We start from the raw sequence: 13,275 nt of genomic DNA on the forward strand, positions 1-13,275 counted from the left end.
GAATAGAAACAATGACAACCGCAAATAAAGAAACAAAAACACTTGATGAATTTTTAGCAGAAAACCCAAACGTTGACGTTACTCAATATTGGGAACGCTGTTGGGGAATTTTAAGTGAATTAAAAGAAAAAATTAGTAAGCGTTTTCCTAACCTTGAACAACACCCATCAACATTTGATCGTGAATATTACACCTCACCAAATGGCGAGTTTGAAGGCTCTTACAAAGCGTGGACTGGCGAAGGTGCAGAATGGGTAGTTAACTCTTGGATTGGTAACCGTAAAGCTAGCATCCTAGATATGAATACTACAGCATTCTTAGGCCAAGAAACTGATGTTCCGCATTTAGTTATCGTATTTGGCACTGTGCCACATTTGTTTTGTTATGCCGATTACACTCCGCGTAAAAACCTTCTTACTAACGTTGACTATCTAGACAAATACTACGGCGACGAGGTGAATGACTGGTACATGAAATTACGCAGTGACGAAAATTTTCATTGGTCAGTAAGCCACGGTAATTACATGCGTGCGTTAATTAACCCTGCAACTCAAAGCTTAATGGGTGAATTAAACCACGACAATATCGACATCCTAGAAAAGTACTTACATGAAATGGTTGATCGTTGGTTAGGTTGGTTAGAAAACGCTGAAGCTGTACCCATGGAAGATCGCGCTGAACTACAACGTAACGACCATATTATTCGTGAAATGGGCTATGCCCGTGACCCAATGAATAAATTAGCGGCTAATGTTTTCGGTGCAGATGAAGTCGAAAATATGATCAAGCTACGAATGGGTAGCGAGCAAATGCAAGCCAACAAAACGTATAAATAGCTGGTTATAGTAGGAGCAGGATAATGAGTTCAGTTCGATTTTTAGGTATCGACTTAGTCAACGGCGTAAAGCGCCGTCACTTGCTTGCCTACTTTTTCGCGGTATTAATTTCGTCGGGCTATGCCGGGGCGATGTCGATACTGCAACCAGGCCTGTTACACGTTATTGGTATTGATTATAAATCCCAAGCACAAATCACCGGTATGTTAGGTGCTTTGCAAGAAGTTATTTTCATTATCATGCTTGGTATATATGGCGTGTTCGCTGATCGAATTGGCCGCCGCTATATTTATACATTTGGGTTGCTTACTACAGCTATTGGTTTTGCTCTTTATGGCACCTCAACCTCGGTTAATGAATTAATACTATATCGCGTTATCGTTGCATTAGGCTCTGGCGCTATGGTTGGCATGATGGTTACCGTAATTGCTGATTATGCCGAAAATAAAAGTCGCGGCAAAGCAAACGGCTTGCAAGGATTGATAGCTACATTTGGTGCTTTTATACCACCAATTTTAGCCACCCTGCCGAATACTTTTGTGCAATCGGGTATGACCGAAGTTGATGCCCAACAAGTCACCTTTGCCATTGCTGGCTCTATGGGTGTTGTTGGTGCCATTGTTGCCTACTTAGGTTTGTCAAAAGTCGCCGGCACCATTGTTAACGCTCACAATGAATCCATTTTGCAGCAACTACGGCTCGGTTTCAAAGAAGCAAAAGCACCTAAAATTGCACTAAGTTATGGCGCAGCGTTTATTTCTCGTGGCGATTTAGCCGTGACAGGGGCATTTATGGGTCTCTGGCTAGTGCAATTTGGCACTAAAAACATGTCGCTTTCTGTAAGTGAAGCAATGAATCAGCTCGCAGTTCCTGCCATTTTGATGGTTGTAGTTGGTGCATTTATTGGCTCATTACTGATGGGTTATGTCAGCGACAAAATTTCTAGAGTGCGAGCGGTAACTATAGCTTCTGGACTTGCTGCTTTAATTTATACCGCAATGTTGTTCGTTGAAGACCCCACCCAACCGTGGGTATTAGGTTTATTGCTAATTATGGGTATAGCTGAAATTAGCGCATTCGTTTCAAGCCAGGCGTTAGTTGGTGAAAGTGCACCAGCAAAACGTCGTGGTGCAGTGATAGGCTTCTTTGGTGTTGCTGGAGCTGTTGGAATTTTATTTGCTACCGCTGGTGGTGGCGCATTATTTGCTGAATATGGCCCGGCTACGCCGTTCGTCTTATTTGGCGCATTTAACTTTATCGTTTTTATCTGGAGTTGGTTTGTAAATGGCAAAAAAATAACAATCGCCGAAAACCAACATCCAACTGAAATTTTACCCCAAGGAGAGTAGTATGACTGCCCAAAAAAAGTCAATGATCACAGAAGAATTTGCCCGTCACATTGAAAGTGGTTTAAAGCAAGATACGAGCGAAACTTATAACGAAGTCTTAGCGTTACGTGATGATATTTGGGATTACATCTCATCTGAACTCGATTTTGAAGAAGACTTAGGTTGTTCTGATATCGCAGAATTTAGCGACTTAGAAGGTAACAAGCTTGGTCGTATGCGTAACTTTACTGGCGCTAAAGATACCCCAGTTGATTGGGTTATTCATTCTGATATTGGCCAACCTGAAAATACGTTTACTAATATTCATTTAACGTTTTGGATGAAAGACTGTACCGATGTACCGCATTTAGGTATGGCATTTGGTACATTACCTGAAGCATTTTTCTATATTGATCTTATGCCTCGCTACGAGTTAGTGACACATCCTGAACATGTTGAAAAATACTACGATGATTTAAACCCTATCGTTATGGATTTTCATAAAGCATTATTTAGTGACAGCGTTGCTCCATTCAATGCACAAATGCCGTTTATTCGTGCAAGTTTAAGCCCTTGTGCTATTGCCGGTGTTACGCCTTTAAGCTTTTTCCAGGCTCAAGCTAAAGACCGTATTTGGACCATCGTAAAGCAATGGGTTGAGTTAGTTAAAAATGCCAAGAAAGATGACAACAAAATAGCTTGTGATGAGCGTCGTCATCGCGATTATCAACAGCGTAAATCAATTGTTTACCTTGATCCAGCTAACCCAATTGCAGAGCGTTTAGTCGGTAAAGATGCTGCAGATCGTTTAGTAAGAATTCTTGCTGGCGAAGAGCGTAATGGTCAACCGTATAGCCATGATTAAGAAACTCTTAAAGTGGACAATAATCACATTTATCTTAGTTGTCGGAACAACGGCAATTTGGATGAGTGTGCCGTTTGACTATCAGCAACAAGTAACTGAACAAAGTTTATCATCGTCTGATACTGTAACCGTATCAACAGGTGACTTTATTGAGTTCAAGCCTGCTTTCAAAGCAACTGTCGGAATAATTTTTTATCCTGGAGGTAAAACTACAGCCAGCACGTTCGCACCGTTAATGCATGAGTTTGCAAGACAAGGATTTTATTCCGCGATAACACCAATGCCATTGAAAACGGCCTTTTTAGGTATCGACAAAGCGAACGATGTTATTGCCGCAAATCCAACGATAAAGCATTGGTACATTGCCGGCCATTCATTAGGCGGAGTTGCTGCGGCGGAGTACGTGAAGACATCACCTCAGTCAGTAAAAGGATTATTACTTTGGGCATCGTATCCTGGCAGTGATATTAGCAATTTATCGATAGCGGTACACAGTCTGTCGGCAGGTAAAGATTTGCAATCAACGCCTGACAAAATTGCGATTAACAAAGTGAAATTACCAACTCATACTGTTTATCAAGTAATTGAAAATGCCAACCATTGGCAGTATGGTCATTATCAAGATGATTTAAATGAACAACAAGGCTTGATTTCAAGAGCCGAACAACAGCAAAAAGTTGTAGTTGCTACCGTGGAATTTATTGAGCAGACCTTGGCTAAATGACTGCTCGGTTTTGACTATTACTCAGGAGCTTAATTGCTCCTTTTTTATAGCAGAATTCATCTTTTTTTGATCCTAAATTATTAAATAAAATCAATGGTACACATAGGAAGAATTAGCTTGTGTAAATGGTATAAATAAAACTAATTTTATTTTATTTTATACCAGTGATAAATCCATATCACTGGTATACCTTCATGCAGTTATCTTACAAAAGAGAATTAAACGTAACGGTTTACGATGTTCTCAAGTAGCTCTTGACGACCTGAAACCTGTTTAGGGTTTATGTCTGTATCGAGTACTAATTTAGAAAGTGATTCTAAACTTTGCTCACCAGCCATAATGCTTTTGCCTAGCTTTTCTTGCCAACCTGCATAACGTGCGTCTACAAAGTCAGATAACGGTGCATCTTCAATCATTTTAGCTGCATTTAACAAAGACTTAGCCATAGTATCCATACCACCAATGTGCCCAAGAAATAAATCATCACGTTCACATGATTGACGACGAAGTTTAGTATCGAAGTTAAAACCACCAGTGTCTAAACCACCTGCTTTTAATATTTCGTACATCACTAACGAACATTCGGCAACATCGTTAGGGAATTGGTCTGTATCCCAGCCGTTTTGCATATCTCCACGGTTAGCATCTACACTACCCATAATGCCTTCGGCACAAGCTGTCGCTATTTCGTGATGAAAACTATGGCCGGCTAAAGTGGCATGATTAGCTTCAATATTTACGTGAATTTCACCGGCAATGCCATGTTTGTGTAAAAATCCTGCAACGGTTGCAGTATCGTAATCATATTGATGTTTAGTAGGCTCTTGTGGCTTAGGTTCAATTAATAACTTACCTTTAAAACCAATTTTATGCTTGTGTTCAATGACCATATTCAAGAAGCGAGCGTATTGCTCGCCTTCTTGTTTTAAGTCGGTATTTAATAACGTGTCATAACCTTCACGACCACCCCAAAGCACATAATTCTCACCGCCTAACCGATGAGTAACATCCATAACGTGTTTTACTTGTGCAGCAGCATATGCAAATAATTGTGGATCAGGGTTAGTTGAACCACCCGCACAAAAACGTGCATTTGAGAATAAGTTTGCGGTCCCCCAAAGTAGTCCAGTGCCTGTACGTGCCATTTCTTTTTCGAAAATGTCAGCAATATGATTCACGTTTGAATGGAACTCTTTTAAAGAGCTACCTTCAGGTGCAATATCAGCATCATGAAAACAAAAATAGGGAACACCTAGTTTTTCAAAAAACTCAAAGGCAACTTTTGCTTTTTGTTCGGCAAGCTCTAATTGATTTCCAACAGGTTGGAGCCATGGACGATCAAAGGTGCCAGCACCAAAAATATCTGAGCCAGCCCAACAAAAGCTATGCCAGTAACAAGCGGCAAAGCGTAAGTGCTCTTTCATTGTTTTACCAAGCACAACTTGATTTTCGTCATAATAACGAAAAGCGAATGGATTGGTACTATTCGCTCCTTCAAATTGAATTTTATTGACGTTGTTGAAAAATTGTTCGCTCATGTTCTACCCCTAATTAATTCTGTTTATATATTTGATAGTAATTTTTGATAGGCCTAAAAAAATGTTTCTAGGCTTTTATACAGTGCTTGGTATTTGCGATGTTGGGCGGGATAAAATACAGTCATAATTTCATCTGGTTCGATGACGTATTTTATTTCGCCTGCTTGGCACACATCAGTAGCATTGAGTTTATTAACGACTACTTTAGCTAAGCGCGCTGCACCAAAAGCAGGCCCCATTTCGCCACCATTTCGGTATGTCAGTGGTTTATTTAATACGCTCGCGAGAATTCTTCCCCAAAGCTTGCTTTTAGAGCCTCCTCCAATAACAGATACATTTTCGATTTTTGTACCTGCAGCAAGTAATGCTTCTTGTCCGTCAGCAAATGCGTAGGCGATACCTTCTAACACCGCTCGACCTAATTCTGCGGCGTCGGTATTATGACCCAATCCAAAGAAAACACCTTGTGCATTGGGGTTGTTATGTGGAGTACGTTCGCCAGACAAATACGGTAGAAAAATAACGGGTGAAGGTATTGAAAAATCTAGTTTCTCAACTTGCTCAAGTAAGCTTTTTTCATCAGCGTAACCTGTTAATTGAGTAACCCAAGTTAGGCAACTGGCTGCACTTAATATTACTGACATTTGATGCCAAGTATTTGGAATACAATGACAGAAAGTATGTACGGCACTGTCTGGATTTGGTAAATATGCTTCATTGGCAACAAAATATACACCTGAGGTTCCCAACGATAAGAATGCCTCATTGGGATTAATCACACCTATGCCAGCAGCTCCTGCGGCATTGTCACCACCACCAGCAACAACGGGTACTGGATTCATTCCCCATTGTGTTGCAATTTCTTTGGACAGGTAACCGGTGATTTCAGTACCTTCATAGAGTTGTGGCATTTGTTCGATAGTTAAGTCTGTTGCTTTCAACATAGATAAAGACCATTGCCTTTTTTCAACATCTAACCACAAAGTACCCGCACTATCAGACATGTCAGAAGCAAAATCACCAGTCATTAGAAAGCGTAAGTAATCTTTCGGTAAAAGTATTTTAGCGACCCGATTAAAATTGTCGGGCTCATGTTCTTTTAACCAAACTAATTTAGGTGCTGTAAAACCAGGCATAGCCATATTGCCTGTAATTAAACGAGCTTTAGGCTCTTTGGCTTCAATAGTTTTACATTGTTTTTCACTCCGCCCATCATTCCATAGTATCGCTGGACGGATAATTTGATTGTCATCATCTAATAACGTGGCGCCATGCATTTGGCCAGAAAGACCAACGGCTGAAACTTGTAATAAATCATCAGAATTACTGGCCTGCAGAGTAGTAATGGCATCATTAGTAGCTCGCCACCATGAAGCAGGATCTTGTTCAGACCATAGGGCTGCAGGACGACTCACCTCGAGCGATGATGATGCTTGGGCGATAAGTGAATCGTTATCATCAAGTATGATGACTTTCACACCTGAAGTGCCTAAATCAATTCCTAAATACATAATTAATCTTTTTTTCTGATTATTTTGTTAGCGCTAACATTATCAGTATATTTTCTATATTGCAACAATCACACCTGTAACCATGCCTACCTCACGAATAACAACAACTAGCCAGCATGTTATTTTTAATGTTCATTGATATATGTATGTTATCGTTATCAGAAAATTTAAGGGATGGATAAGTGGACTTTAAGTAACTATTTGGTATACGAACTTAAAATTGTTAAGAGGCTTTAGGCTTGAGCTAACTACTTTATTAATATATTCAATAAAATAGTGAAAGATGATATAAATTATGTAATTGTTTATTTTGTGACCTAATCTTTTGAATTAAAAGGTAAAACTAATGACTGCAAAAGTAGACATTCGAACAGAAAAATTCATGGCGCAATTACGTGACCATGGCAATATTGAAACAATGTTCGACATTTTGCCGGATATTTGTTTCTACATAAAAGATCAAAACTACCAATTTATGCTCTGCAATGATGCCATGGCTCGTATTTTTAATTTAAAGAAAAAGTCCGATGTTATCGGTAAAACAGAATATGAGTTTTTTCCGAAAAAAATTTCCGACGCAATTCGCCATGACGATTTTCGAATTATTCACCATGCTGAATCAATCCTGAACCGCACCGAGTTGATCGTAAACGAATTTGGCAATCTCATTTGGGTTTCCACCAGTAAATTACCGCTTTTTGGCCATAATGGAGAAGTGCTAGGTGTAATGGGAACCACACGGGTACTAACAGAGTCTGAAAACCTACCAGAAGATTACCAGCCCTTTGCTAAAGCTATAAAGTACATAAAAAACAATTACCATACTGTGATTGATGTAGCAGAGCTTGCCGATATGTCCTTTCTTTCTAACAGTCAATTTCGAAGTCGCTTTAAAACTGTTATCACATTGCCTCCTCAGCAGTTTATTTTGAAAGTACGGGTTCAAGCCGCCTGCCATTTACTTAGTACAACAGAAAAAAGTTTAACGGATATTGCATTACGATGTGGTTTTTGTGATCAAAGTCATTTCACCCGTCAGTTTCGATCTTTCTTAGATATTTCACCCAAAAAATATCGCCAACGCTGGCATCATTAACACCTGTTATTCAGACTGCCTTAGTGCTCTAGTCCATCCAAAACATTCTTTTTTTGATCTATAAATGAATGCTCTAAACTCATTAACCCAAGTTGCTTCCATTGTGACTATCAAGCGAAATGTTATAAAAGTCAGTCAATATGTAAAAGACCTATTACAGCACTTAATTTATCTTAACTAGACATTCATCAATGAATTAAAGGTAAGTTATGACGTTCTTTTATTTTCAGGAACAGAAAATCGCATATCATCAAATTGAAAGCGATAAACAATGTACTCGAAAGAACGATTCTGAAATAAAAACGCTTGTTTTTCTTCATGGACTTGGAGCCGATCATCGTCAATTTATAGATACGGGAAGAAAATTTAGTGGCTATCGAATATTGGTTATCGATATGCCTGGTCATGGTGAAACAGTTATTGACCCATCTGAAAAATTAGAGCATTGGTTTCGGTTTGAAACCTTCAGTAACATTACATTAGCTTTGCTTGACCACCTATGTATTGATAAAGCAACATTTGTTGGGCTATCTATGGGGGCCGGCATCAGCATTCAGGTTGCTTTGAAGCAACCTACAAGAGTTGAAAGTTTAATTTTGATTCGTCCTGCTTGGCTTAACAGATCTGCAACTCCAAATTTATTGGCCATAAAAAGCATTGGGGAAGATATACTTCAAGGTGGAATCGAATATGCTGAAGATCGATTGCGTACGCAAAAGTGGTTTCAAAAACTTGAATTGGAAAATCCTTTATGCACTAAATCAATCGTAGGATTATTTACACGACCGCAGGCTACTACTGCTGCTATGGTTTTAATAAACTTAGTCAACGACTCTCCATTTCAACAATCTGCAAGTCTAATAAAAATCAAACAACCTACCATTGTTATTGGAAACGATGAAGATCTGTTTCATCCAATAAATATTGCTGAACAACTATCTGAACTCATTCCAAATGCTCATTATCAACAATTGCCATCTCGATACCAACAATCTGAAGAGCATCATCACCAACTAATTCAACTTATGCATTTATTTTTAACATCGGGGGCAAACCAGCACCAAAAACCAGAGCCAAAGCTGGTTGAACTTTGCATAAAATAGAAAAAACGGACTATAAATAGGATTTTTAAATGATAACAAAACGTATTTCAACTGAGAAAATTTTAAAAAACCTCAGAACAAAAGTGGCCAACCGCCAACCTATTATGATCTCTAGTGCAGGTAGCGGTTTAGTGGCTCGTTTGTTAGAAAAATCAGGGGTTGATTGTATTAATACCTTTTCTGGAGCACGACTTCGCTCAAATGGAATGGGTACTATGTCGATGATGTGGGCAATACTCGACTCTAATAAGCAAACACTTAACTATACCCGTGAAGACATAATGCCGGCACTGCAAGGTGATGCATTTGTTTGTGCCTGCCTAAATGCTAACGATCCTTTAAAAGACATGAGAATGGTATTGGAAGAGTGCATGCGCATGGGGGTGAATTCAGTATCAAACATTGGCCCATCTATTAGCTATGTTGACAAAGATAGTGAGATTTTTAAAGTGCTAAATAGTGCTGGAATCAACCTACAAAACGAAATTGACATGCTAATACTCGCCAAAGAAATGGGTATGGTCAGTATTGGTTTGGCCTTTACGCCAGAAGATTCTATAGAAATTGTTGAGCAAGCTAAGCCTGATATTTTCTGTTACCACGCTGGCACAACCAAAGGTGGTATCAGTGGTTACGACAATGGCAGCACAATTGAGCAAACGGCAACTGAAACTGAAGCAGTCTATAGTGCGGTTCGCAAACTTCACCCTGATGTAATATTAGTCGGTCACGGAGCGGCAATGGAGAACCCAAGTGATGCTCAATACATGCTCGATCATACTTCTGGTCATGGTTTTTGGACGGGGTCTTCAACCGAACGTTTACCTATTGAACGAGCTGTTACTGCTGCAGCTGATGAATTTACCGCTCTGACATTTTCGAACAATTAAAGATGAGTAAAGGAGAACAAATCATTAATTACAAAAGCGATTTTAAACGACTGGCTGACTCTCTAGTCGCGGTCGATTTACCAACAACGAACAGAGGGCTCTGTTATGAATATTAGAAAAGGAAATAAGAAAATAACTTCATCACAAAAAACCGTCGTCATTTTAGCCACAATGGATACGAAAGGTGTTGAGTGTGATTTTTTGCGTAAAGAAATTCAAAGCCTAGGATTTAATGCCTTTTTGATCGACATCAGCGTTGTAGGCGTAACTAATATCGAAGTAAACATTTACAAAGATGAAGTTGCCTTAGAAGGCGGCAGCTCCATGGCTGCGCTGTTAGAACATCCTTCTCGTCAAGAGGGTTCTGAAGTGATGGTTAAGGGTTCCATCAAACTGATGAACCAACTTATTGCAAATCAAAAAGTCGATGCCATCGTCAGCTTAGGAGGAACACAGGGCACTAATAATGGCTGCAAGGTGATGCAAGCCTTGCCTTATGCGTTCCCCAAATTAATGGTTTCGACCATGGCCTCTGGAGACACCTCTGCATTTGTTGGCATTAAAGATATCACCATGATGTTTTCAGTCAGCGATATATTAGGCTTAAATCCATTTTTTAGACGAATTTTATCAAACGCAGCAGGTGCAGCCTGTGGTATGGCTGAGTCCTATCAAAAAATAAAATTTGCTGAAGGAAAACCTATCGTTGGTATTTCTAATTTAGGTGTACTTACACAAGGCACAGTAAAAGCCATAGAGCTTTTCAAGCAACGCGGCTATGAATCTATCGTATTTCACGCCATTGGTTCGGGCAGTCGAGCGATGGAACAAATGATGAAAGATGGCATCATCACCGCCGTGTTTGATTACGGTTTAGGCGACATTGCGGACGCTCTATATGACGGCGTACGCGCTGCAGATGTCGAACGTTTAACCGTAGCGGGTAAATTAGGTTTACCACAAGTGATTGTCCCCGGTGGTATCGATCATATAGGTATTTTATTAGACGAACCTAACACCGTGCCAGAAAAATACAAGAACCACCAATACAGCTACCATAACCCGGTTATTTTTGTGCCTCGTACCAATGGTGATGAAATGATCGTCATTATGACTGAAATATCTAAACGCCTAGCCCATAGCAAAACTAAAACAGTATTCATGCTTCCAACTAAAGGCGTGAGCAGTTATTCAGCAGCTGATGGTGATTTATTCGACCCTAAAAGCGACCACGTTTTACAACTAGCAGTGAAAAAACTATTACCTAAAACTATTGAGTTGATAGAAATGGACAACAACGCAGAAGATACGGCCTTTGTAGAAAAAGCCGTCGATACGTTAATTTCTTTAATCGAAGCATAAGTGGCATTAATAAATATAGAAGACACGAACAATATGAAAAATTTATGGAATAACCAAGAGGCGAGTAAGCTTAAAACCGATTTAGATTTACGTGTTTATACCTCTCGACTTATTGGAGCCGATACAGAAATGGTTTTACACGGTGGCGGTAATACCTCATTGAAGTCCACCACCATAGATCGTTTCGGTGAAACGAAAGAGATCATCTGGGTTAAAGCCAGCGGTTTTGACCTCGCAACCATGGGCGCCGAAGGTTACACCGCGCTGGAAATCGAAAAAGTAATACGTTTAGCTGAACTTAAAACGCTTAGTGATGAAGATATGGTTAGCGATTTAAAAGTCGCCCGTTTAAACCCAAACGCTGCTGGCGCTTCTATTGAAGCTATCGTACATGCACTCATTCCGTTTAAATATGTTGATCATACTCATGCCAACGCCGTATTAACTATCTCTAATTCACCAAACGGATTAACACAATTAAAAAATATTTACGGTGATGATGTTCTATTTTTACCGTATATAAAACCAGGATTCGACTTAGCTCTGCAATTTCAAACAGCAATCAACAATGGTGAACTAAAGGGAAAAAATTCCGTTATATTAGAGCACCACGGCGTTTTCACATTTTCTGACGATGCTAAAACGAGCTACGATAATATGGTGAATGCCGTTGAGATTGCTGAATCGTTTTTGTTGGAACAGTATGGCGAGTCAAAATTTTCAGACTTACCTGACATTGACCCCGTATCTGTTGCTGAATATCGAAAGGCAGCATCTGATCTTGCAGGTCAAGCACTTCTTTCGAGACTAGTACCTAGTATTGCCGCGGATAAAACCAAGCGAATTACCCAATTGTTGCGAAATGGAACGCTCACTCCTGAACATGTTTTGCATAACAAACCTTTCCCTGCTTTATTGCAAGGTGAAAACGCTAATGCGGATATGAAGGCATTTGAAGCAGAATATCAAGCCTACTTTCAACGTGCTAACGATAGCTCATTGCAAATGCTAAAACCTCATCCGCATTGGGCCGTTTTCGAAAGTGGTCAATGTCGTAGTTTCGGTATTAATTTAAAGCGCGCAACAATATCAGCAGATGTGGCCGAAGCGACATTACAGGCATTGCAGTACGCCGATAAACTTGGCGGCTGGCAAGGTTTAACTGAACAAGATTTACGGGATATTGAATATTGGACACTTGAACAAGCGAAATTAAAATCTCAAAAGGCAGGCCCAGAACTCACAGGTAAAATCGCGGTTGTTAGTGGTGCAGCTGCTGGTATTGGTTTGGCATGTGCAAAAGCGTTGTATAAAAAAGGCGCTGTAGTTATTGGGCTCGATATCAACCCAGAAATTTTAAACGAGATGAACAAAGCCGGCTTCGAAGGAAAAGTATTAAATTTGACTGATGAAAGCGCCATAAAAATAGCACTTGCTGAAGTTGTGAATCAATACGGTGGCATCGACATTTTAGTGTCAAATGCAGGGATTTTTCGAACAGGAAAAAACATCGAACATCTTGATGATGACAACTGGGACAGTACTTTAGCGGTTAACTTGACCTCTCATCGCCTGTTATTAAAACAAGCCATTCCATTTTTGAGACACGGTGTAAACCCTTCGGTTGTTTTTATGGGTTCAAGAAATGTACCTGCACCCGGTGCTGGGGCTGCGGCATATTCAGTTTCTAAAGCAGGGCTCACCCAACTGATGCGAGTTGCCGCGCTGGAACTGGTAAAAGATGGTATTACTGTAAACGCTATTCACCCTGATGCAGTTTTCGATACCAAGCTTTGGACTCAGGAAGCTTTAGATAAGTCTGCCAAGCGTTATGGCATCACTGTTGAAGAATATAAAAGGCGAAACCTATTGAGTGCTGAAATAACTTCACACGATATAGCGTTGGCTGTCACTGCATTCGTTGACGGAACTTTATCAAAAAGCACAGGCGTTCAACTGAGTGTTGATGGTGGTAACGAACGGGTTATTTAGTGTGCATTGGGCACTGATGAGGATAGATAA

11 protein-coding genes are annotated in these 13,275 nt (G+C 39.9%); 9 read left to right on the forward strand and 2 right to left on the reverse strand.

Annotation, left to right across the window (positions count from 1 at the left end; genetic code table 11):
* The first annotated feature begins 11 nt into the window (after positions 1–11).
* Genes RGQ13_RS18910 through RGQ13_RS18925 form a run of 4 tightly spaced genes read left to right on the forward strand, consistent with a single transcriptional unit; the run spans position 12 to position 3,753 of the window.
* Positions 12–836: a hypothetical protein gene (locus RGQ13_RS18910; protein WP_348391286.1), complete on the forward strand. Its 825-nt coding sequence runs from the start codon at positions 12–14 to the stop codon at positions 834–836.
* A 23-nt stretch (positions 837–859) separates the two neighbouring features.
* Positions 860–2,185: an MFS transporter gene (locus RGQ13_RS18915; protein ID WP_348391287.1), complete on the forward strand. Its 1,326-nt coding sequence runs from the start codon at positions 860–862 to the stop codon at positions 2,183–2,185.
* A 1-nt stretch (position 2,186) separates the two neighbouring features.
* Positions 2,187–3,029, forward strand: a complete 843-nt coding sequence (locus RGQ13_RS18920) for a hypothetical protein (protein ID WP_348391288.1) — start codon at positions 2,187–2,189, stop codon at positions 3,027–3,029.
* On the forward strand, positions 3,022–3,753 hold the full coding sequence (locus RGQ13_RS18925) for an alpha/beta hydrolase (RefSeq protein WP_348391289.1): 732 nt from the start codon (positions 3,022–3,024) through the stop codon (positions 3,751–3,753). The genes RGQ13_RS18920 and RGQ13_RS18925 overlap by 8 nt, the downstream gene beginning before the upstream one ends.
* 218 nt (positions 3,754–3,971) lie before the next feature.
* Here the strand turns inward: RGQ13_RS18925 and xylA are convergent, their stop codons facing one another.
* Together xylA and xylB are read right to left on the reverse strand one after the other, a co-directional pair.
* Entirely contained in the window at positions 3,972–5,291 is a 1,320-nt protein-coding gene (gene xylA / locus RGQ13_RS18930) for a xylose isomerase (protein ID WP_348391290.1), read from the reverse strand.
* A gap of 53 nt (positions 5,292–5,344) precedes the next feature.
* Positions 5,345–6,802, reverse strand: a complete 1,458-nt coding sequence (gene xylB / locus RGQ13_RS18935; protein ID WP_348391291.1) for a xylulokinase — start codon at positions 6,800–6,802, stop codon at positions 5,345–5,347.
* A 346-nt stretch (positions 6,803–7,148) separates the two neighbouring features.
* Here xylB and RGQ13_RS18940 point away from each other — a divergent pair, with 346 nt between their 5' ends.
* The 5 genes from RGQ13_RS18940 to RGQ13_RS18960 all read left to right on the forward strand — a co-directional run bounded on the left by RGQ13_RS18940 (position 7,149) and on the right by RGQ13_RS18960 (position 13,245).
* Positions 7,149–7,898, forward strand: coding sequence for an AraC family transcriptional regulator (locus RGQ13_RS18940; protein WP_348391292.1), 750 nt, complete (start codon positions 7,149–7,151; stop codon positions 7,896–7,898).
* Positions 7,899–8,107: 209 nt separating this feature from the next.
* The gene (locus RGQ13_RS18945; protein ID WP_348391293.1) at positions 8,108–9,001 is read left to right on the forward strand and encodes an alpha/beta fold hydrolase; all 894 of its coding nucleotides are present in this window, start codon (positions 8,108–8,110) and stop codon (positions 8,999–9,001) included.
* A 29-nt stretch (positions 9,002–9,030) separates the two neighbouring features.
* On the forward strand, positions 9,031–9,891 hold the full coding sequence (locus RGQ13_RS18950) for a phosphoenolpyruvate hydrolase family protein (protein WP_348391294.1): 861 nt from the start codon (positions 9,031–9,033) through the stop codon (positions 9,889–9,891).
* 105 nt (positions 9,892–9,996) lie between these two features.
* Positions 9,997–11,253 carry a Tm-1-like ATP-binding domain-containing protein gene (locus tag RGQ13_RS18955; RefSeq protein ID WP_348391295.1) on the forward strand — a complete coding sequence of 419 codons (1,257 nt, stop codon included), beginning with the start codon at positions 9,997–9,999 and terminating at the stop codon, positions 11,251–11,253.
* 33 nt (positions 11,254–11,286) lie between these two features.
* Positions 11,287–13,245, forward strand: coding sequence for an SDR family NAD(P)-dependent oxidoreductase (locus tag RGQ13_RS18960; protein ID WP_348391296.1), 1,959 nt, complete (start codon positions 11,287–11,289; stop codon positions 13,243–13,245).
* Positions 13,246–13,275 lie beyond the last annotated feature (30 nt).

Origin of the sequence: Thalassotalea psychrophila (genome assembly GCF_031583595.1) — a bacterium.
GTDB lineage: Bacteria > Pseudomonadota > Gammaproteobacteria > Enterobacterales > Alteromonadaceae > Thalassotalea_A > Thalassotalea_A psychrophila.

Bases quoted from the DNA above. Each gene is read 5' to 3' on its own strand.
- RGQ13_RS18910 (WP_348391286.1), top strand. From the start codon at position 12: ATGACAACCGCAAATAAAGAAACAAAAACACTTGATGAATTTTTAGCA.
- RGQ13_RS18915 (WP_348391287.1), top strand. From the start codon at position 860: ATGAGTTCAGTTCGATTTTTAGGTATCGACTTAGTCAACGGCGTAAAG.
- RGQ13_RS18920 (WP_348391288.1), top strand. From the start codon at position 2,187: ATGACTGCCCAAAAAAAGTCAATGATCACAGAAGAATTTGCCCGTCAC.
- RGQ13_RS18925 (WP_348391289.1), top strand. From the start codon at position 3,022: ATGATTAAGAAACTCTTAAAGTGGACAATAATCACATTTATCTTAGTT.
- xylA (WP_348391290.1), bottom strand. From the start codon at position 5,291: ATGAGCGAACAATTTTTCAACAACGTCAATAAAATTCAATTTGAAGGA.
- xylB (WP_348391291.1), bottom strand. From the start codon at position 6,802: ATGTATTTAGGAATTGATTTAGGCACTTCAGGTGTGAAAGTCATCATA.
- RGQ13_RS18940 (WP_348391292.1), top strand. From the start codon at position 7,149: ATGACTGCAAAAGTAGACATTCGAACAGAAAAATTCATGGCGCAATTA.
- RGQ13_RS18945 (WP_348391293.1), top strand. From the start codon at position 8,108: ATGACGTTCTTTTATTTTCAGGAACAGAAAATCGCATATCATCAAATT.
- RGQ13_RS18950 (WP_348391294.1), top strand. From the start codon at position 9,031: ATGATAACAAAACGTATTTCAACTGAGAAAATTTTAAAAAACCTCAGA.
- RGQ13_RS18955 (WP_348391295.1), top strand. From the start codon at position 9,997: ATGAATATTAGAAAAGGAAATAAGAAAATAACTTCATCACAAAAAACC.
- RGQ13_RS18960 (WP_348391296.1), top strand. From the start codon at position 11,287: ATGAAAAATTTATGGAATAACCAAGAGGCGAGTAAGCTTAAAACCGAT.